At 41.9% G+C, this 21,333-nt stretch carries 17 protein-coding genes and 2 pseudogenes; 8 read left to right on the top strand and 11 right to left on the bottom strand.

Annotation, left to right across the window (positions count from 1 at the left end; all coding sequences use genetic code 11):
* Window positions 1-123: 123 nt before the first annotated feature.
* Both V7K48_RS26095 and V7K48_RS26090 read right to left on the bottom strand, forming a co-directional pair.
* A pseudogene (locus V7K48_RS26095) lies at window positions 124-351 on the bottom strand (protein rep); the annotation flags it as partial.
* A gap of 8 nt (window positions 352-359) precedes the next feature.
* Window positions 360-1,079 (bottom strand): response regulator transcription factor, encoded by a 720-nt coding sequence (locus tag V7K48_RS26090; RefSeq protein WP_334972410.1) that lies wholly within the window; start codon window positions 1,077-1,079, stop codon window positions 360-362.
* A gap of 1,036 nt (window positions 1,080-2,115) precedes the next feature.
* Between V7K48_RS26090 and V7K48_RS26085 the strand changes: the two genes are divergently transcribed.
* Together V7K48_RS26085 and V7K48_RS26080 are read left to right on the top strand one after the other, a co-directional pair.
* A complete protein-coding gene (locus V7K48_RS26085) occupies window positions 2,116-2,241 on the top strand; it encodes a hypothetical protein (RefSeq protein WP_335076764.1) in 126 nt (41 codons plus the stop codon).
* A 455-nt stretch (window positions 2,242-2,696) separates the two neighbouring features.
* Window positions 2,697-3,143 (top strand): annotated as a pseudogene (locus V7K48_RS26080) (rhodanese-like domain-containing protein); the annotation flags it as partial.
* Window positions 3,144-3,787: 644 nt separating this feature from the next.
* Here the strand turns inward: V7K48_RS26080 and V7K48_RS26075 are convergent.
* From V7K48_RS26075 to trpB, 4 genes are all read right to left on the bottom strand, one after another.
* Complete coding sequence (locus V7K48_RS26075) at window positions 3,788-4,417, bottom strand: ribonuclease H-like domain-containing protein (RefSeq protein ID WP_335076761.1); 630 nt, start codon at window positions 4,415-4,417, stop codon at window positions 3,788-3,790.
* Between the two features lie 86 nt (window positions 4,418-4,503).
* Window positions 4,504-5,052, bottom strand: a complete 549-nt coding sequence (locus V7K48_RS26070; protein WP_335076758.1) for a CAP domain-containing protein — start codon at window positions 5,050-5,052, stop codon at window positions 4,504-4,506.
* A 633-nt stretch (window positions 5,053-5,685) separates the two neighbouring features.
* Window positions 5,686-6,213 carry a CAP domain-containing protein gene (locus V7K48_RS26065; protein WP_335076756.1) on the bottom strand — a complete coding sequence of 176 codons (528 nt, stop codon included), beginning with the start codon at window positions 6,211-6,213 and terminating at the stop codon, window positions 5,686-5,688.
* 912 nt (window positions 6,214-7,125) lie between these two features.
* Window positions 7,126-8,361: a tryptophan synthase subunit beta gene (trpB, locus tag V7K48_RS26060; protein WP_335076754.1), complete on the bottom strand. Its 1,236-nt coding sequence runs from the start codon at window positions 8,359-8,361 to the stop codon at window positions 7,126-7,128.
* A gap of 232 nt (window positions 8,362-8,593) precedes the next feature.
* Here trpB and V7K48_RS26055 point away from each other — a divergent pair, with 232 nt between their 5' ends.
* On the top strand, window positions 8,594-8,941 hold the full coding sequence (locus tag V7K48_RS26055; protein ID WP_335076752.1) for a translation initiation factor: 348 nt from the start codon (window positions 8,594-8,596) through the stop codon (window positions 8,939-8,941).
* A 140-nt stretch (window positions 8,942-9,081) separates the two neighbouring features.
* Window positions 9,082-9,240: a YqaE/Pmp3 family membrane protein gene (locus V7K48_RS26050; protein WP_334972139.1), complete on the top strand. Its 159-nt coding sequence runs from the start codon at window positions 9,082-9,084 to the stop codon at window positions 9,238-9,240.
* A 218-nt stretch (window positions 9,241-9,458) separates the two neighbouring features.
* Here V7K48_RS26050 and V7K48_RS26045 read toward each other — a convergent pair whose 3' ends face one another.
* From V7K48_RS26045 to lpdA, 4 genes are all read right to left on the bottom strand, one after another.
* Window positions 9,459-10,139, bottom strand: a complete 681-nt coding sequence (locus V7K48_RS26045) for a carbonic anhydrase (protein WP_335076750.1) — start codon at window positions 10,137-10,139, stop codon at window positions 9,459-9,461.
* Between the two features lie 466 nt (window positions 10,140-10,605).
* Entirely contained in the window at window positions 10,606-10,857 is a 252-nt protein-coding gene (locus tag V7K48_RS26040) for a DUF5340 domain-containing protein (protein ID WP_334972412.1), read from the bottom strand.
* A gap of 242 nt (window positions 10,858-11,099) precedes the next feature.
* The gene (gene trpC, locus V7K48_RS26035) at window positions 11,100-11,990 is read right to left on the bottom strand and encodes an indole-3-glycerol phosphate synthase TrpC (protein ID WP_335076748.1); all 891 of its coding nucleotides are present in this window, start codon (window positions 11,988-11,990) and stop codon (window positions 11,100-11,102) included.
* A 183-nt stretch (window positions 11,991-12,173) separates the two neighbouring features.
* The gene (gene lpdA / locus V7K48_RS26030; protein WP_335076746.1) at window positions 12,174-13,604 is read right to left on the bottom strand and encodes a dihydrolipoyl dehydrogenase; all 1,431 of its coding nucleotides are present in this window, start codon (window positions 13,602-13,604) and stop codon (window positions 12,174-12,176) included.
* Between the two features lie 565 nt (window positions 13,605-14,169).
* Between lpdA and V7K48_RS26025 the strand changes: the two genes are divergently transcribed.
* Complete coding sequence (locus V7K48_RS26025) at window positions 14,170-15,945, top strand: SWIM zinc finger family protein (protein ID WP_335076744.1); 1,776 nt, start codon at window positions 14,170-14,172, stop codon at window positions 15,943-15,945.
* Window positions 15,946-16,081: 136 nt separating this feature from the next.
* Here the strand turns inward: V7K48_RS26025 and V7K48_RS26020 are convergent, their stop codons facing one another.
* The gene (locus tag V7K48_RS26020; protein ID WP_335076742.1) at window positions 16,082-17,191 is read right to left on the bottom strand and encodes a potassium channel family protein; all 1,110 of its coding nucleotides are present in this window, start codon (window positions 17,189-17,191) and stop codon (window positions 16,082-16,084) included.
* A 624-nt stretch (window positions 17,192-17,815) separates the two neighbouring features.
* On the opposite strand from V7K48_RS26020, the gene V7K48_RS26015 reads away from it, so the two are divergent.
* The 3 genes from V7K48_RS26015 (at window position 17,816) to V7K48_RS26005 (ending at window position 21,107) form a co-directional block, all read left to right on the top strand.
* Window positions 17,816-17,992: an SDR family NAD(P)-dependent oxidoreductase gene (locus V7K48_RS26015; RefSeq protein ID WP_335076740.1), complete on the top strand. Its 177-nt coding sequence runs from the start codon at window positions 17,816-17,818 to the stop codon at window positions 17,990-17,992.
* Window positions 17,992-18,384 carry an SDR family NAD(P)-dependent oxidoreductase gene (locus tag V7K48_RS26010; RefSeq protein ID WP_335076738.1) on the top strand — a complete coding sequence of 131 codons (393 nt, stop codon included), beginning with the start codon at window positions 17,992-17,994 and terminating at the stop codon, window positions 18,382-18,384. The genes V7K48_RS26015 and V7K48_RS26010 overlap by 1 nt, the downstream gene beginning before the upstream one ends.
* Window positions 18,385-19,319: 935 nt before the next feature.
* On the top strand, window positions 19,320-21,107 hold the full coding sequence (locus tag V7K48_RS26005; RefSeq protein WP_335076736.1) for a ShlB/FhaC/HecB family hemolysin secretion/activation protein: 1,788 nt from the start codon (window positions 19,320-19,322) through the stop codon (window positions 21,105-21,107).
* Window positions 21,108-21,333 lie beyond the last annotated feature (226 nt).

Raw genomic sequence — 21,333 nt, 5'->3', positions numbered from 1 at the left:
GTGATTGATTTTTTTGTACAAGCTCTAATTGCTGCTTCTAATAATCATCTGTCTCGCCCTTCTTTGCTTCCCCAATATTAGACCTGAATCCTTACAAACTAAACTTTCCCCATCCACCTCATCTGTCTCTTCACTTTCATCAATGAGGTCTTGGTTTTTCTCCTCCAATTCGCGCATATACTGCCTGAGTATACCCCCAACAGCGATCGCTCTAGTTTTATGCAGCTGACGGGTTAACTCTAGAAACCATTCTCTATCACCTACCAAATCTGACTCTTTCACCTGATACTTGAGAATTTCTGGGAATGCTGACTCATCTGAGTCATTCTTTTTATGAAGTACTCCTGAAATCGGTCAGATCAAAAATTAGTATTTTCGTCAGGTGCTTCAAACTTGTAACCATAGCCCCGCACAGTTTTAATAAACTCCGGTATACTAGCATCAACTTCCATCTTCTTGCGAAGCTGACCAATATGCACATCAACCACCCGGCCATCTCCTACGTAGTCGCAACCCCAAATTTTTTGGATTAACTGTGGACGACTCCAAGCCTGATTAGGATGACTTGCCAAAAAATGTAAGATATTAAATTCCAGCGCTGTTAAGGCGAGAGGTTTATCGTTAAGTGTTACCTCCCGACCCTCTGGGTTAATTGCTAGCTGCTTGAAGAGAATACGTTGTGTTGGGGAAGGGTTGATGTAGCGTATCCGCCTCAAAAGAGCTTCTACTCTAACTTCAACTTCTGCAAGACTAAACGGTTTAGTCATAAAATCATCAGCACCTACGCTTAAGATTTTAATTTTATCAGCCTCGTCAGTCCTACTAGTCAGTATCAACACTAAAACATTAGTACGACTCTGCATTTCTTGGCAGAGGCTATAACCATTAACATCCGGCAAATTCCAATCCAGAATTACTAAAGCTGGGTTGAATTGCTCAAACAATGATAAGGCAGTCTTACCATCTGCTGCCGACTCTATTTGATATTTCCGACTTAAAAAACGATAGACGAGATTTCGGACGCCAAAGTCGTCATCGACGATCAGAATTTTGGGAGTAGTAGCGGTAACCATAACCATAATGCTGCCTATTGTAGATTGGGCGATTCGCTGTTGCGCCACTTTTGCTTTACGTGTTTCTGTTGAGAGTGTATTCACGCGCGTCTGTGCTGAGTACCATCCCTACTGTAGTACTTGTGTACAATTAATTTTCCATGAAGTTTATGAAAACTTCAGCCATCATAATGCTTCTAAAATGTAAAGCTATTGTATGATTTTTGTATACTTTTGAATTTTTATGGTACAATTTTAAACTTCATACTGAAGATGAGTGTAATTGAAGACCATCTCCATAACCGCAAATAGTCCAGAGAAACACCAAACGCCACAGCAATTACCACAACTTTGGAAGAGCAATGCACTCCCTGATTAATTAGGTATCAACAAAGGCTCACAAACTAAGCTATAAGCCAATCTAGATTCTAAACTCCTACTTATCCAACTGTACTCTAGCCAATGGGTATATCCTTTTGAAGAGGATCTACGAGAGTTTTCCCTGCGTGCATTTACATGTACTTACCCTCTTAAGCATATACTATACTACAAGTTTCAGCTTGAGATTATGACAAGCCAAAAACTGAGAGGATCACCAGAAGGCATCAAGGCAGCAAAAACAGTTTTAACAGACAAAACTTAGAGTTAGCATAAATTAGCAATGGCTTTAGACATTACACGTCAACCAGGTTGCAAATTTTTACAGGTGAGTCGGTTTTACGCTCTTGTTTTGTGCAAATTTGCCAACAGCTAGAGTTATCTTGACAAAAGGTTGCTGCTTTACCTGAAGATGTGGCATTTGAGGCAACTCCTAAGCGCAATTCAGGTCAAACGGCTGATTTTGTGCTAGATGGATTAGATGAAGTACAAGCACAAAAAGCAGATAAAATCACAATATAAATTCGCAGATTTACCCAAACTTTTTACAAAAATCAGTTTGTTATTAGCTGTAAATTGCTTTTTTGAACAAGAAAAAAGCCTGCAACTTATTGCTGACTATCTAGAACCCTTGCAAAATATTAATTCAGAGTTAACTCAATAGCAGCTAGATAACGAAGCAGTGATGAAAGCAATTGAGGTACAAAATGGGTTCTTGGTGGAATACGATGTCAAGAAATTGCTGGTAAATTGCCTCAATAGTGCAGCGAGAAATTCAAGAGACATTATTATGAGCGATCGCAAATATTGAAAAGGTACACAATTCCTGTACTAAAAGGTCATTTATAAAGTAAAAATAAAATTACTGTCGGGGAGCCTGTGCGTTGGACAGGTTTTGCGGCTTATTCGCTCTTAGTGTTTCCTTATATTTACTTTATAAATGGTCTTTAATGACTGAATATTTTTAATTCTTAAACTATTTTTTATTAATTAGATAGTAATTTTAATAAATTTAAATTTAATCATAAAGTGTCTTAATATATAAATTAAAAATATAAACTTTAAATATATTTAATTAAATTAATATACAAATTTACCTTCCAATAGTCGAAGTTGACTATATTTGCAATGGATTAAATGGTAGAAAATATTTTAATTAGCCACTCTATCTCAGGAGATATTTTGAGTAAATTCATCCTAGAGAAAGAGAAATTAAAGATGTTTAGTCCGGTAAATTGCTATTAATATCGCTAGTAAGGAATAGTTATGACTAACAATTTAGCCGGCGGCATCATTCCCCCACAGCCACCAATAGAAGCAGAATCTGATGCTCATGTCCTGAAGACTCGTCTAGAATGGGGCGAACCAGCTTTTACAATACTGGATGTGCGCGATCGCCCGACCTTCAACCAAGGTCACATTATGGGAGCGATGCCGATGCCAATAGATGAATTGGTGGAGCGTGCAGTATCTTCTTTGGATAAGAGCCGTGATATTTACCTTTACGGTGCTAATGAAGAAGAAACTGCCCAAGCCGCACAACAACTGCGTTCTAATGGATTTGAGCATGTCTCCCAACTCAAAGGTGGTCTTGCTGCATGGAAGGCGATCGGTGGGCCAACAGAAGGCATTGTTGAATCAAAAACTCCCCCAGGTGCAGATGACTACAATATCGTAGATCGGCTAAAAAATAACCAAGAGCTTCAGGAAAAGGGAGGCTCTACCCCAGCGGAAGCCATTAAAAAGGGAGCCAGTAACCTCAAAGAAGGCATTCAAGAGGGAGTCACTAATCTAAAGGAAAGTATTCAAGAGAAAGCCAGTGACGTCAAGGAGAAAGCCAGTGACGTCAAGCAAGATATTCAAGAGAAAGCCAGTGACGTCAAGGAGAAAGCCAGTGACGTCAAGCAAGACATTCAAGAGAAAGCCAGTGACGTCAAGCAAAACATTCAAGAGAAAACCAGTGACGTCAAGCAAGACATTCAAGAGAAAACCAGTGATGTCAAGCAAGACATTTAGTGAATCTATAACTCCTAAAAGTTCAGATGATTCCAATGTTGGCTCTTAGGCATAAAATAACTTAGCAAATCAGCAATAGACTTCTTGCAAAATCTCAATTTCTCGTGAGGAAATAAGTCTGAATTCACAGAGCACTCTGAGCTGCAGCTTTAGCCATTCCTTGTAGGGGTACGGGGAAGCAAGCTAGGTGATAGCGTCCAGGAGAAGGAGTTGCCCTTCGCCCTTGGCGTTGAATATAAAAAAAGGCATGTGAAAAGTTTGAAGAGTCAGGAGACAAAATATTCTGCCTCCAGAGGCTTGTCCTGTAGAAATATAACTTTTGCAAGAGGTTTACTGTTTTGTCAGTGTTCAAACAAATCTTTAAATTGCAATAAATCTAAGGAAACTATTGTTGGTAGAAATTCAAAACATTCTTGAGCAATTTCCCAACGTTCTTCTCGTTTAAGCATTTCTATTAGCTTCTGCTGCACACTAAGTAAGTAGCGCACATCATTGGCAGCATAACTCAGTTGAGCTTCAGATAAACTAGCGGCGTTACCCCAATCAGAACTTTGAGAGCTTTTATCCAGTTCCACTTGTTCTAACTCTTGCACCACATCTTTGAGTCCGTGGCGATTTGTGTAAGTACGGGCTAATTTACTAGCTATTTTGGTGCAAAAAACAGACTCAACCTGAATTCCCAGATTGGCTCGTAAAGTGGCAAGGTCAAACCGAGCAAAATGAAATACTTTTACAACATTTGCTGCTTCCAAGAGTTTTTTTAAGTTTGGAGCGTTAGCTTGTCCTTTGGCTATACGGATTGCAGTCACTTTCCCTTTGAGGTTGCACAGCTGGACAAGACACAACCGATCGCGCTGTGGCAATAATCCCATCGTTTCTGTATCAACTGCGATCGCTGTAGATTCTAAATACTGTCCAAGGGCTGCGTCACTGAGATCGCGATCGCTCACCTGAAAATCTTGTAATGTCATGAATTGTTCAAAAATAATAGCAGTGTCCAGCAGACAAAAGTATTGTCAGACACTATATTATTGTGCAAAAAAATCAGAAATTAAATTTACCTAGTGTGAAAGAAAAGTTGTGTTAGGTAGACTTCGCCTTGATTATTAGTAGCAACGCCAATTCCAGTCAGGTTATAATTTCCTTTAAGATTCTTTAAATGTCCCGGACTGTTGATCCAACCAGTAACAGCCTCGTCCACAGGTTTGCTATATCCCCGATTGAAAGCAACATTTTCCGCCGCACTGTTGTAGCGAATAGGGATAGCTTTGACTCGTTGTTCAAATCCCTGATGGCTAAACGGGGTTTTACCTCTAGCCATATTTTGACTATGAATTCTTGCCTGTCGAGTGATATTTGCATTTAAGGTCAACTTTGGCAGTCCTTTAGAAGCCCGATATCGATTAATTTGGTCAAAAACTGATTTTTCTAACTCCGTAGTTTTAAAAGTAGGAGTCGATATTGCAACCTGACTGGAAAAAAGCGACAACAGCTTATTACGGGTGGATGTATTCGTAGAAGGATAATTTGGGATCGGAACAGTCGTTAATCCACTAGCAAGGACAAGCGCACTTAAAGCGATGCCAAAAGCAGTTTGTCGGAACATGGAGAATTGCGTAATGTGTAGAGATATAAGACTTCTACTCTACCCTATTGTTCCGACGATATATACCACGATACTATTAAGGATTGATGAATTTCGGCAATCTGGCTAAATTTTTGTATAGGAAGTATAAACAATCTGAACAATTGTCAATACTTCAGTAGGTCAGCTTGATGAAATTACGGTTATTTTGGCTAGAGAATTTAAGATTTTCATGAATTACTAAAAAAATAATATAGTATCCAATAGACAAATGTCATTAAAACTACATTATTCAACATCTAGCAAAAGCTTTGCTAGCAGGCTGAAGTCTGGGGAATTTGAGAAAAAAACCTAAATTTTACCAAATCAGGACTTACGCATTCAAAACCTGAAACCTCGTTCGCGTAGCGTGCGCTTCGTGCACTCCCTCGTAACGCCCCGATAAATTGCGGGGGATCTTAAATAGCCAACTTTTTAAGGGGTAGGACTTACGCAAAATATCTCTGAAACTCTGATTTCTCCGTGTCGCGCCAGTTGCTTTAAGTCGGGGAACCCGCCCAACGCACTGGCTCCTCTGCGGTTCGTTATTCCGTAACTGGTGCGTAAGTCCTAAGGGGGTTGGGGGATCTCTTGTGCGTAAGTCCTACAAATCTATCAGCGAAGGAAAATCTGTGTGAAGTAGATTTCGCCTCTACTGTTCTTAGCGACACCAATCCCCGTCTTATCATAATTACCTCTGATATTGGCCAGATGCCCTGGACTTTTGAGCCAGCCTTGAACAGCTATTGTGGCAGGATCACTATATCCCTGGTTGTAAGCGACATTTTCACCAGCAGCTCTGTAAGGAATACCGATTGCTTTAACACGTTCTGGAAATCCTGTATGTCCAAAGGGAACTGTACCATTAGCCATGTTCTGACTGTGAATCCTGGCTTGATTATCGATGGCAGCATTACGAGTCAGCGCTGGTAGCCCTTGGGTAGCTCTGTAGTTATTAATTTGGTTGAAAACCGACTGTTCTAAAGTAGCAGTGTTGATGCTAGATGCTGCTAGATAAACAGTATCACTTAATACAAGTGAAGATTTTGATGTAAAAGTTGCATTTGTTACAGGAGTAGCGATCGCTCCACTACTGAGAATAATAGTGCCTAAAGCAACGCTGTAGATTGTTATTTTTATCATTTGCTGAAACTGAAGTTCCAGACAATCTAGCCAAGGTAGTATCAATGTGACAAATTGCCTATCAGTCTATATACCTCTGTTTATGGGGTTTTATGTTCAAAAACTACCAGTAAACATTTAAATGCACGATTTTACAAAAAAATTGTGTTATTTATAAAAAATTTACATGTACTATTAGTATGATTATTTATATACAGATAATTTGGATTTTCCCCAAAAATATCTACGTAATTTTAGCTAGGCTTATTCAAGAGTTTCTAATTCCTCTTGTATCACGTGCAACACCCATGCAAGATATTCTGCACGCCACTGTTCCTGCTCTTTAGTTACTTTGGCATCCGGCTCATAAGCTTCAATCTCAGTAGCTGATAAAATCCCTTTAATCTCTAAGAACTGTTTAATGGTGTCCAGCCCTCACACAACCGCTAATATCATTTCTTTGTGAAGCTGCGCCAAATTTTCTTGGCTTTTTATTTCTTTCTTTGTATCCTTCTCTACGAGACGCTACGCGTAGCTTGCTTCCCCGTAGGGGTATGCGTTCTTTTCTGCGAAACGCTGCGCGAATGCGGTTCGTTCCTCATATATGGCGAATCTTCATACAGAATCGGTATAACAATTTATCGATTTGCGGATTGTCTAAGTAAACAGATCGTTTACCCTTAGCTATTTTTGTCATCCTAATACCAATTCTCCAAAAATAAGACTACACATACAAAAGAAAGCCAGATAAAATCTGACTTTCTCAATTACAAATTACAAGTTACGAATTGGTATACTTCCTCTACTTATTTAGTTGCAGCAACTACAAACCAAGTGCTTTGGCGTGCCAACTCGTCGTGAGTGGGTTACGTTAGCATAGCGTGTTGGAATTGTTGATCCATTATTGCTTCTTCCCAAAAACTTTATGTATATTTACGCATAATTTAATGATTTTGCTACCGTTTGTACATCCTTATCACCACGTCCAGAGCAGTTAATTACAATCCGAGGACTGTCCGTTAGTTGAGGACATAGGGTTTCGAGGTAAGCGATCGCATGGGCTGTTTCCAATGCCGGGATAATCCCCTCCAATTTCGACAATCGCTGGAATGCTGCCAAAGCGTCTGCATCCGTCACACTATAGTATTCGGCGCGACCAGTATCCTTCATATAACTATGTTCTGGGCCCACACCGGGATAATCTAAACCCGCACTAATTGAATGTGCCTCAATAATTTGCCCATCCTCATCTTGCAGGAGATAGCTCATTGCTCCATGCAATACACCAACTCGTCCTTTTGTCAAGGTAGCTGCATGTTTTTCGGTATTGACACCTTCTCCTGCTGCCTCAACCCCAATAAGTCGTATAGAAGACTCATTGATAAACTCATAGAATAGGCCCATAGCATTGGAACCGCCACCCACACAAGCCAACAGAATATCAGGTAATACACCCCACTTTTCGATTGCTTGGGCGCGAGTTTCTTGGCCGATTACTGCATGAAAATCACGTACCATCATCGGGTAAGGATGGGGCCCTGCTACCGAACCCAGGATGTAGTGAGTCGTTTCCACATTTGTTACCCAATCGCGAATCGCCTCAGAAGTAGCATCTTTCAGGGTTCCCGTTCCCGCCTCCACCGGACGCACTTCTGCGCCCATCAGCCGCATTCTAAACACATTCAAAGCTTGGCGTTCCATGTCATGAACGCCCATGTAAATTACGCATTCCAGCCCAAAACGAGCGCAAACTGTGGCTGTGGCAACTCCATGCTGTCCAGCACCCGTTTCGGCAATAATCCGTTGCTTGCCCATGCGTTTCGCCAACAATATCTGACCAAGGGCATTATTAATTTTGTGAGAGCCAGTATGATTTAAATCCTCGCGTTTTAAGTAAATTTGCGGCCCTGTGCGATCGGGTCGGGCATAATGAGCAGTCAGGCGTTCAGCGAAATACAATGGTGTGGCACGTCCTACATAGTCCCGTAACAACTGCTGTAGTTCTGCTTGAAAACCAGGATCATTGCGGTATTGCTGATAAGCTGTTTCTAGTTCAGCAAGAGCAGGCATGAGCGTTTCAGGTACATACTTACCGCCAAAGCGTCCAAAGCGACCTAGCTGATCGGGAACTCGAGCAGTTGAACTTGGAGATAGGGGAGTGGTAGTCACGGGCTGATTTTGATGACGGGAATGACTTAATTATTATAGAAAGTCTGGGGCATATCTGGGGTATACCTGGGGACTGGGAACTAAATTCTTCGTTGAGACTCAATGCCCCATGCCCAATTACTTTGAATCCCTTGCAATGGATTTGTGATGTTAGCCTAGAAATTGATATCCCAGCAGAATGGTTGCGTAGAAGTTTCCACTGCCTTTGAAATCTTTCTTAAACATTCGTTTTATGTCTTCTTCCAATCCCAAATCTTCTGACAAAAGCTTTGTCTACCGCGAATTTGGCAACGACAACTTCGCCGCCACAGAAAGACCAATTTCAGAACTGCCCCCACAACAACAAAATCTCAAAGTACAAGCTTCCCGCAAAGGACGCAAAGGCAAAACCGTCACAGTGGTTAGCGGTTTTCAAGCCAAACCAGAAACCTTGGCAGATTTGGTGAAGCATTTGAAAACCCAGTGTGGCACAGGTGGGACAATTAAAGACAACGAAATTGAAATTCAGGGTGAACACAAGCAAAAAATTGTCGAGATATTGACCAAGCTAGGTTATAAAGCCAAAATTAGCGGTGGTTAATCTTGAGTGGAGTTTACCGCATCTAAACTGTGACCTAGATTGAGAGTGACAATGTTATCTTTGAGAGGTATAAATATACTTGAGCAGTGGTGAATCACTTCGCCGACAAGCTGTCTTTGTGAGATTAACAGGAGGTTCAAATGGATTTAGTTCGTCTTCTGTGTGCCATCTTCTTACCGCCTTTGGGAGTTTTTTTACAAGTAGGTTTTGGTATAGACTTTTGGATTAATATACTTTTGACGCTTTTCGGTTACATTCCTGGGATTATTCATGCAGTGTGGATAATTTATAAGAAATAATTCTTTGTAGTAATCTAATCTTTGACGGTGCGTTAGCCACAGGTAAAACGCACCCTTATATTCATAACTTTCATTGGACAAGAATCTAAAATTATTTAGAGATTTGACGTAAAATTTATAATACTGTGGCAAAAAAACAACTATTTATTTCACTTAAAATAAAAGTTGTGAAGACACGATTTATCACGTCTCCAATGTACATTTTTGTTTGTGTGGCGTTAAATACCGAATTGACTATCATTTTTTAACATAGTGTAGAGTCTAAACTCTAGAAGCAAGGGGCAGATGTGCAATTGCCATTGCACAGTTGAAACGTTCAAATCTTTGATCAACCCACTGCCTATATCTAGTACCCAGCCATGAACCATAGGCGCTTTTCGCTCATAGAGTGCCTGACGCATGACGGAAGTTTGGTAAAGATTTTTTACTCGCGCCACAACATTGATTTCTGCCAAACGATTCAGACGTTCTTCTCTTGTTGGCAAGGCATCAATTTCTTCTCGTTTGTGTAAATACAGTTCGCGAATCGGATTTACCCAGTTATCAAGAATTCCGATGGTTCTCCCTTCTAAAGCGGTCTTAATTCCTCCGCAATCGTAGTGACCACAAACAATAATGTGTTCCACTTCAAGATGTAAAATTGCATATTCTAAAACGGCTAAAAAGTTAATATCTGTAAGAGAAACTTGATTGGCAATATTACGATGTACAAAGAACTCTCCTTGTTCTGTACGGGTAAAGTTTGTTAAGGCTAGACGACTATCAGAACAACCGATGTATAGAAAAGGTGGTGTTTGTCCCCTAGATAGTTTTTGAAAGTAAGTTGGGTCTAGAGCCAGTTTTTCAGCAACCCAAGCCTGATTATTTCTGAATAGTTCATCAATGCTGTTATTTTTCATCTTTCATCAAATTCGAGAGAGAATCTCATCAATATTTTAGCGGATCTACACTTTCCTTTAAATCAATATGAACTTTTTCCAATCTGAAATTTTTATAAAAATGACATTTTTTTTATACAGCATTAATAGAATTATTGTATAAATTATAAAAAGCTTAGTAATTAGAGAAAAAATAACTATGTATAACTTGATAAAATAAGCTAAATAAAGTAAAATTTATATGAACTAAAATCTGAGCGTTGAGACTGGCGATTTCAAATCCTCATCTAGTATTTATAGATATTTTTGCAAAGCAGAGAAAGTTCTGTAACCAGAAACATTTTAAATCACACCCCAAACTGTGCATTTGAGTCAAGCAAGTGCGGCGGAACTTTTAAGTACTGGCCACTTCAATACACTTTCTGATAATGGTAAGCTCACTTAACAAAGATGCCAAATTTGAGGTTGAGATATTAAGTTATCAGCTTCAATCGGGGGCAACAACTTTGCTATCGTTATAATGGTTGATCGACCAACGGTGATCAATAGTTACAGAGGAAAACTCACAAATTTCTTCTAGTCGCTTTTGCTGCACAGCAGCTTTACGGAGAGTAATAATTAGCTGATTCACCTGATGCCGTAAATCTGGATTATCATTTACTGCTAACATAGTTTGTCTTTCTAAGAGTTGAAGTATAAGTTCGTAGTGAATAGGTGAAGGTAGAGGAATTTGCTCCATGAAGTTAAATTTTGATTTCATATTTGGAATTTTGTATTAATCAGATTTTCTATCTTGTCAATAAATTGTTACATATGAAAGAACTAATTGCTTATAGCTTTGATCCGAGTGGCGATGAAGATTTGGCAAAGATATTGATAATATCAGGCGGCAAACAGCTGCGTATCTACGCATAGTCTGCCTGATCGCCCAAAAATTGTGTGTATTTACCCCGTGCTAAGGGCGCTCAAAAGGGGTTTTTTTCAAAAATTCTTCGGCAAGATATGGGCGATCGCTGCGCCGGGATCTGGTTGTTTTACCAAAGATTCTCCAATCAGTACAGCAGATGCACCTGCTGTAAGTACCAAACTCAAATCTTCTGGGTTGTGTAGTCCTGACTCACTGACAACAAGGATGTTTTTCTCCTGCAATTGGCTACCCCTTGCAGCTAAAAGTTGGCAAGTAGTTTGCAGGTCAACAGAGAAATCTTCCAAATTGCGATTATTGATTCCTATTAAGGAGACCCTATCTAAGGCTAACACACGGTCAAGTTCTGCCAAACTATGGACTTCAATCAAGGCTGCCATTTTCAGTTTGTTAGCAATTTTCAGGAAGTATTTCAAATTTTGATCGTTCAGGATAGCTGCAATCAACAAAATAGCATCTGCACCCTGAACCCGCGCTAAGTACATTTGGTAAGGATAGATGATAAACTCTTTGCACAGTAAGGGCAAATCTACGGCAGCCCGAACTTTGGCTAAGTTGTCAAAACTACCTTGAAAGAATTTGACATCTGTCAGCACAGAAAGACAACTAGCTTTGGCTTGCTGATAAGATAGGGCGATCGCTACTGGGTCAAAATCTGCTCGTAAAACGCCTTTGCTCGGTGAAGCTTTTTTGACTTCGGCAATCAACGCTGGCTTTGTCTTACCTTGGCGTAAGGCGGCGACAAAATCACGGGTAGGTGGCGCAGTTAGTACCTGCTTGACTAATTCCTGCAAAGGAAGCCTTTCTCGCATTTGGTCAACTTCTACTTCTTTGTGCCAGACAATTTCTTCCAAGATGTTGTTTGGCGCTGCATCAGGCACAGCAGCCTGATAACGTAACATGGATACATTAATAGCTGGGCTAGGTGAACGGCGACGGATTTGCATAATTAGTGCTGAGTTAGGAATTATGAGTCATTCAATTTTGGATTTTGGATTTTGGATTTTAGATTTTAGATTTTAGATTTTAGATTCAATCCAAAATCCAAGTTGCGCTGTCAGCGTACCAAAGGTGCGACCAAAATCTAAAATTGACAGAGTGAGGAATTATTAACTCCTCACTCCTAACTTTTAGATGGCGATCGCTCGTTTATAAGCTTCGTCCAAGACTTCCGAAAGTGTTGGGTGGGCGTGAACTAGATGTGCGAGGCTTTGGACAGATTGACGGTTTGCGATCGCAGCTGACGCTTCATGAATTAAGTCTGAGGCGTGCAGTCCGAAAATGTGAACGCCCAAGACTTCTCCTGTGTCTTTGCGATATATCACCTTGGCAACACCATCGGCTTCATTTTCTGCCAATGCTTTGGAATTCCCTTTGAAGTAACTCCTACTTGCGGCGATTTCAAACCCTTCGGTTTGTCCCAATTCCTTAGCTGCGGTTTCCGTTAAGCCCACATAGCTAACTTCTGGGTGGGTAAACGCCGCTGCGGGGATGCTGCGATAGTCTACTATTCTTTCCCTCCCAACTATATTTTCTACCGCGATGATGCCTTGAGCAGAAGCCGCATGTGCCAACATTATCTTTCCATTAGCATCGCCAATTGCCCACAAATGCGGCACTACTTCACCAGCTGATAGCACTGCCATGCGATCGTCAACTGGGATAAAATTCCGCCGATCAACTTCCACACCCACAGACTCTAAACCGAGATTTTGGGTAGCCGGGATGCGTCCTGTAGCCACCAAGCAAGCATCTACCTCGATGACATCTACATCTTCTTTGGTTTTGAAATCTGCTAACTCAATCACCACAGGTGAACCTGGGATAACTTTTTTGGCGTATATTCCCACTTTGGTTTCAATATCGCGGGGAGTAATCAGCACCCGTTCGGCAAGTTTGGCAATATCACGGTCAAATCCTGGCATTAGCTGATCTAGGGCTTCAATCATGGTGATTTCACAACCCAAAGCTGAGTAAATATCAGAAAATTCCAAGCCGATGTAACCACTGCCAATAATCGCCACCCAGTCTGGTAACGACTCTAACTTGACACCTTGATCGCTAGTAAAGACAGTTTTGCCATCTACTTCAATCCCTGGAGGCACAAAAGGAATTGAACCAGGCGAAAGGATAACGTCTTTGGCTGTGATGGTTTTTTCACCACCATCTCCAGTGATAGAGACTTTTTGCACCCCAGCGATTTTTCCCCAACCCCTGATGATATCGACTCCTAGACGTTTGAGGCTGTTGGTTAAATCGCCTTGAATTTTCGAGACAAGATTGGTAGCATGATTGGCGATCGCTTGGCGATCAAATTCCACGCTCTCAACTTGAATTCCCATTGACTTGAGGTGGTGGGCATTGCGTAACTCCCGCACACGTCCAGATGCTGCCAGCAGCGCCTTAGAAGGAATACAGCCCCGATTAATACAGGTTCCTCCCATATCAGCAGCTTCAATAATCGCTGTTTTCAGACCACAACTTACGGCGTGTAAGGCTGCGCCATGTCCGCCTACACCAGCGCCGATAATTACTAAATCGTAATCAAATCCTTCACTCACGTTAGTTTCCCCGTGTGCTTCGCCTATTTATTCTCAACTTGACTGACAATCAGCGCAACCCCTTTAACAGTTATCAGTTATCAGTTATCAGTTATCAGTAAAAAATGAGGTGTTTATCCTTGGGTTTAAGTCCCCCACCAATTGGTGGTAGGCGTTGGTGGCGGGTTTAAAACCTACGCCGGTACGAAGACAGATTTCTGTTTACTGTTCACTGTTCACTGTTTTAAATCCCCTACCATCCGTCTGATAACTATTTACTGATTTAAAGTTCGGGTGTTGCTAACTCAAATTATGATTCACTCACTTCAGGCCAAAAGATGGACGTTTTCAGTAATTATAGTCAAATCTATATACTTATTTTTTTTTATACTCAAAACGAGTGGGGAGGTAGGGGAGTAGGGGAGTAAAGGAAAGTTAGAACTGGATTCATCCACCTCAGAACCTCAAAGCTTCCAATGCCCGGTTTGGCCCATACCTATAACTTTGAATTTCTTTACAGCGTGTTAGCCTAACACCTAAGCTGGATTTAGGATTTATCCAAAGGATTTACGCAGGCGATCGCTCGATGTCTATTCCCCAAATTAGTGAATTTACTATCCGCCGTCATGCCAACGCCAAATCTTTCCAGCGGGGCGAGGCATATTATGAGGCTGGTGCTGTCAATGCTGTTACCCAACGTGGTCATCTGCTTCAGGCAAATGTTGTCGGCACTCAAGCTAAACCTTATCATGTCAATCTGAGTTTCGATAGCAGTGGGTTAACCTCAGTCAACTGCACTTGTGCTTACGACTTTGAAGGGTGGTGCAAACACATTGTCGCGACGATGCTTGTCTGTGCGCGGAACTCAGAAAATATTGAGCAGCGCCCCACCTTAGAACAACTACTAAATCGCCTGGATCATATCCAAACCCAAAGGCTGCTGCAAGAATTGGTAACAGAATACCCACCACTAATTGAGGCGATTGACCACCATGTCACCTGGATGACTAATCCTGCTGTCCAGGAAAAAACCACAAAATCTGTGCGCCACAGTACTATTGATCCGGTTCCCTTTCGGGGGCAAGTCCGGCAGATTCTCCGGGATACCGTGCGCTACTTTGAGGAGGGGTACGAAGAAGACCCGATTGCCGAAGAATTGCTGAGTGTGGTGCAAACTGCGGTAGATTTTAGCGAACGGGGAGAGGGTGAAAATGCGATCGCTATTTTAGAAGCGATTACCTCTACCTGTGTGGAAAATTGGGATGATGTTGCAGAATACGGTGCTGAAAATGATGAAATTGTTGGGGAATTAAATAATGCTTGGTGTGAAGCAATTCTCAGTGTGGAACTCACCCCAGAAGAAAAAGTTGATATTCAAATAAATTTAGAAACCTGGCAAGATGAGTGGGATGCTGATTTTGGCATAGTTATGGAGGCTTTACGCCAAGGTTGGGATTATCCGCCGCTGGTACAAGTTCTCCAAGGTAATATCACCGAAAGGGGAGCTTGGGAAGAAGATGTGCCAGACTATGCAGATGATTTGGCATTAATTCGGCTGAAAATTCTTGAACGTCAGGAACGTTACCAAGAATACCTGTATTTAGCAGAAGCGGAAGGACAAACCCAGCAGTATCTCACAATGCTAGGGCGTTTGGGCAGGGTGGAAGAAGCAATTGATGCTGCTCAAACCCAGATGAACTCAATGGAAGAAGCCTTTGCCCTAGCGAAAACACTAAGCGTTCAGGGGGCATTACAGCAAGCACTAGATATAGCCCAGAGTGGATTAAATTTACCGGGTAATTGTCAATACGAATTGGGAATTTGGACAAGTGATTTGGCTCTGGAGTGGGGTAATAGTGAAGCTGCTTTATTAGCAATCAAGGCAGCTTTTCAAGTCAAGCCCTGCTTTGTTGACTACCAAAAGATGACAGAATTGGCTGGGGAAAACTGGGAAAGTCTCAAAACAGACCTGCTGAGAATTGTCCGTACTTATGGTGGTTGGGGAACAGAATCAGCCAAGGTGGATATATTTTTATATGAAGGACTAATTGATGATGCAATTGCGATCGTTAGTGAACTCAGTTCTTATTATTCAGAGTTGATTCACCGAGTCATGAATGCTGCTATCCCTCACAATCCTGATTGGGTGATTGCTAATGCTCGTCGCCGTGCCGAAAAGATTATGGATGCAGGTAAAGCCGAATACTACTACTATGCGGTTGAATGGTTGAAAAAAGTACGTAATGCCTACTTGGAATCTGGGAAGAAAGCTGACTGGTTAAGCTATCGGGAAAACTTGATGCAAACCCACGCTCGTAAACGTAAATTGATGGGAATGTTTAAGCAAAGAGGTATGGAGTAAACCATATACAAAATAGATTAGAGGCTGAAAAAGATGATGGGGGACGGTTAATTAAAAAGATTATGGCTCTAGAGGCAGTGGCAAAAGTTGCTTTGGCATTAGGTAGCTGCCGAAATAAGGTTATCAAGTCTATGAATCAGTGACTTGAGGTTGAGCTTGGCGATCGCTTGCCCGTTTTCTGGCGAAGTCGGTGAGCAAGCGGATGAGGTGCAGGGAAAGTATGGTCAGTCCATAAGGGCGGTTTGATGGCGAAGTATTCAACTAATGTGTTGAGTAAGCTGCTGTAGGCAGAATGCATTTCTACAAACTTTCGCCACGCCGATTCTGCATCCTTTAGCACAAAACCCGCCTGTGCTAAACTTGCCCGTGACTGCTCAAATTGTTCGCGATCAACTTCGAGTATGGCGGCTTCGGGAAGTTGAAACAACTGATGCAGATCCAGAATAATACGACAGCCCATTCGGTGCATCAAATACGCTCGACCGCTATGCTCAGTTTGCACGGTAGTAAGCAATAGCGTACAAGCGTCGAGCATTGCACCGAGTGTACTAATCCAGGAATCATCTTCCAGAGTCGAGCGAAAAAACGACAGAATTGGATACGCGCGATGGCTCTCTAAAATTTCCGCTGCCCAAACTTCCCAATCCCCAATGTCACCAGGCAGTTGGTCAAGAATCTTTAACCGAGCATAAGTTTCCAACAACGTCACCCCCGATGGAGGACTGCCAGCCCGTGCTTCGACAAGATTGACAAAAACTTCCCGATGCTGTAGCGAACTGTAGAGTGAGAATAAAAACGCGATCACAAGCGACATCACTGCCAATCCCGATCCTGCTGCCGCTAACACCACCACTCGCGCAATCCCTACAGCTACAAAATCGCCAAATCCAAGGGTGAACAGCGAGGTTCCCGCCACGTAAAGGGCACTACCAAAATCTCGAATCGCAGGTTGGATGGAGTCTTGCAGAGCATATAGGAGCAGCCCGTACCCAACGATCAATACAATCACCCAAACCGTGAGCAGCAGCATTAACGACAACGGCGCGAATATTCCCAATAAATACTCCTGCCGCTTGCCGGCGTGCAAACTCAATTGTCGCCACGGCAACCAGAATAATCTGATCAGCAGCGATGAAATTCTAAACGTGCGCGGTGAGCGACGAGGAACAATCACCACCTGAAACACATCAAACCAGACAATGACAATGATTAAGATACCGATACTCGCCTCAGATATCGCCATCATTTGATTGCCTTAGTTTGAACTTATCCTTTTGACAAAAATTGTAACCCATGCATGGCAAAAATTTTGAGGATTTTGACTCTATGGCTTTGATGCTAGAAACAATAGAATCCCAAATAAACGTTGTGGCTTAAATCCGGGATTTTGTCAAGTACTTTAGAGAACAGAAGATCACTATCAAAAAATTTCTCGGTGGCCTGCCAACTCTGCACTCCTTAAACGAAGAAATTATGGAAGATATTCCAAGAGGAGATATTGTCAGAATTAATGAGATAGTAATTAATTATTATTATTGAATAATGGACTTATTTGAACAAGATATTATAAAAATAACTGAAAATGATTATTCCAAAACTTCGGCTCTTTCAATAATCAACCATTTATAATATAAAACTACTAGAAAAAATTCTTCTCCCTTCAGGCGATCACATACTGCCATAAAGAAAAGAGAAAAAAGTGTCATCATAGGTAGATCGAACAGGAAAAGCGTTACAGAATTTCTGTCCGCTATTACCATTAATATTTTGCTATGTGAGGAAATATACGTCGGAGCGCCTAAAGCCCTCAAACCGTCAATTGACTTTTACGTAAAAAACGAAAAAATAATCTTCAAGGGAGAAGCTAACAATGCCTGGTAAGTTAACTGACAAAGTGGCAATTGTAACAGGGGCATCGTCTGGTATTGGCGAGGCTACAGCACTAGCGCTGGCATCAGTTGGCGCTACAGTAGTGATTACTGCCCGTCGGAGCGATCGTTTGCAAATCTTAGAAGCCCGTATTACTGCCACTGGTGGAAAAGCCTGATGTATGCGACTCACAAAGTTTTACCGTTGATGAAGGCACAAGGCATTGGGCATATCGTCAACATTTCATCAGTTGCAGGTCGAGTTGCAAACGCTGGAAGCGGTGTCTACAACGCCAGCAAATGGGCGGTTGGTGCATTTAGTGAAGCACTTCGCAAAGAGGTCTATCAAAACAACATCCGCGTCACGATTATTGAACCCGGGTTAGTGGCGACAGAGCTCCCACAGCACATTACGGATTCCACTGCACTAAAGCGGGCGAAAAACTTTTACGGTTCGGTCAAAAATCTAGAGAGTCAAGACATTGCCAATGCCATCGTCTATGCTGTCACACAGCCGTTACACGTTAACGTCAACGAAATCTTGATCCGCCCGACTGAACAAGAACGGTAATCGACATACTCTTAATCAGGCAATAATCAGTGCCCTGTTTAATTTTGCTGTAGATTCCGGCTACATTCAATCCAATCTAGCTAGTCGGTTAAGTCGGAGGAAACCGGAACCAGAACGTTTTGAACATCAAAACAGATGAAGTAATACGCTATCTCACGCCATCACAGCTAGATATTTTGTATGAATTGGTCAAAAAATTTAATGCCCGACTTGAGACGATAGTGAACAAGAAAAAACACTCTTCTGCAAAATAATGATGGTGGTTGAAGCGTTTAGGCATCGCCCAGTCACAACCTGGTATACAACAAACAGCAAAGCCAATGATAAAACTTGGTGTAATCAATTTAAGTTGACATCAATGAGCAATGCTGTGCCCGTAGGGCGTGGTCTATTTATCTGAAAATTGCTGTAATTTGCCATTGCAACACTTTCTTTGCTCTAAGAGGTCATTTATAAAGTAAAAATGAAATGACTGTAGAGGATGTTAGGCGCATATTTTGATATGCTTGATCACAAAAAACATGACTCTCGGCGATCATGCACCGCTATATAAAATGGTGCGTGCTCGCAAAGCTCTAGTACAGCGGGCGCGTAAATAAACCAACCATACCCTCCGGGAAGCCGCTCTGCGTCTACAAAATGGCGCAAGAGCAAGGAATATAATTCTTTTGAATGAGTGAATGAGTGACTTTTAACTTCCGCCTTGCGATACTAGGTCTATTTTTCCGGCAGCAACAGATAATTCCAACATATCTACTTGTTTATACAGCTCGAACACCATCGATACTTTAAAGTCTGCAATAACTAGATAATTTAGCTTTTAAATTGAGATTTGCCCAAGATATCAACTTTAGCGACAAAAGATGAAGTAAGATTCACATCTGAAGTAGTCGCCGTATAATCCTATAGTTTCTGACAAAAAATAGTCGAGTGCGATGATTGATAAATATCCTCAGAATCGTATAGTGTCTTGCTTACCGCTGAGTATGCTTCTATTACTCAGCAACATATCTTCTAGTCCACTGAAAGCTCAGGCTGTTGATACTACACAATTACCAACTAGTAATTTCATCCTGTCACAACGACAACTCCCACCACCACAGGATGTCCAACCACCCGCACCTTCCCCACTTCCCTCACCTGAACTGCCACAGCCACTCCCCCCACCAGCAGAACTATTTCCACCCTCTGTCCCAACTCCCACACTTGAGCAACCATTCCCTAGTAACTCTCCTCAAACTATTGTTGTTGAACGATTTGAAGTTGTTGGTAGCACAGTCTTCAGTGCCAAAGAGTTAGCCCAAGCCATTGCTGAATTTACCAAACGACCGATCTCACTGACTGAATTGTTTCAAGCACGTTCTAAAATCACTGATCTATACGTCAAAAATGGTTACATTACTTCTGGTGCTTTGATTCCACCCCAAACAATCCAATCCGGTGTTATAAAAATTCAGGTGGTCGAAGGTAAATTAGAAAATATCCAGGTAACTGGGACTCGGCGGTTGAATCCAAATTATGTCCGCAGCCGATTAGCAATAGCTACATCACCACCTCTGAATCGGCAGCGTCTACTAGAGGCGCTGCAACTTTTGCAACTTAATCCTTTGATTCAAAACGTGTCTGCTGAACTCTCGGCAGGATCGCGGACTGGTGAGAGTCTCTTAGAAGTCAAGATTAGCGAGGCTAAAACCTTTAGTAGCCAAATAGTTCTTGATAATGGGCGATCGCCTAGTGTTGGCAGTTTCCGCCGCCGATTACAATTGAGTGAAGCCAACTTATTGGGACTAGGAGATGCTCTGGGTGTAGCTTACACTAATACCGATGGTAGCAATTCCATTGATGCCAGCTATACATTACCACTCAATCCTAAGAACGGAACCCTCACCTTCTACTATGGCACTACGTGGAGTAATGTCATTGAACCTCCTTTCGACGTTTTAGATATCCAATCGGCTTCCCGCTATTACGAACTAACATTCCGCCAGCCCATAATTCAAACTCCCACACAAGAATTCGCCCTTGGGTTGACAGCCTCCCGACGGGAAAGTGAAGCCTCTTATATCGACATAGATCGACTCCCTTTCCCTGGTTTAGGTGCTGATGAACAGGGACGCACCAGGGTATCTGTGTTGCGATTTTTTCAAGAATGGACGAGTCGTAACAGCCGTGAAGTCATCGCCCTACGCTCTCAATTCAGTCTGGGCATAGATGTGTTGAATGCCACGATTAATCAAAATCCTCCCGATAGTCGTTTTTTTGCCTGGCAAGGGCAAGCGCAGTGGGCACGCCTTTTGGCTCCTGAAACCTTATTGTTATTACGTTTAAATACGCAACTAGCATCCAGAACACTTCTGCCTATAGAGCAATTTGGCTTAGGTGGGCAGGATAGCATTCGAGGCTACCGTCAAGATTACCTGCTGACGGATAATGGCACTTTTGTTTCTGCTGAAGTTCAAGTACCGATTCTGCGCTTACCCCAGATAAATAGCACGTTACAGGTTATCCCGTTTGTGGATTTTGGGGTTGGCTGGAATAGTTCTGATAGAGAGAATCCCGACCCTAATACTCTAGCTGCTGTTGGTCTGGGGTTGCGTTGGTCACAAGGCGATCGCTTCACTGTTCGTCTTGACTGGGGCATTCCTTTAGTATCTGTTAACTCAAATGAGAGAACATTACAAGAAAACGGTCTCTATTTTAGTTTATTCTATAATCCTTTTTAAAATTTAGGGGTTCATTCTGCTTTCCTTCTCTACTAGGACTTACGCACACTCGAGAATTGCCACCATTGAAGCTACTGGTGGGCGATTTCCAATCGTCAGGTATTTTTTGCCCAGTAGGATGTGCCCAATTAATTTAATTCCTACCTTGCTCCTATCTATTTTGCAAAATTACCGGAAGCACTACTCCTTGACTGATTAAAAAATAAAAATCATCCGGTTATTTATA

Origin of the sequence: Nostoc sp. (assembly GCF_036919615.1) — a bacterium.
GTDB lineage: Bacteria > Cyanobacteriota > Cyanobacteriia > Cyanobacteriales > Nostocaceae > Nostoc.
Note: the sequence above shows the minus strand (reverse complement) of the source record. Positions and strands in the feature narration are given on the sequence as shown.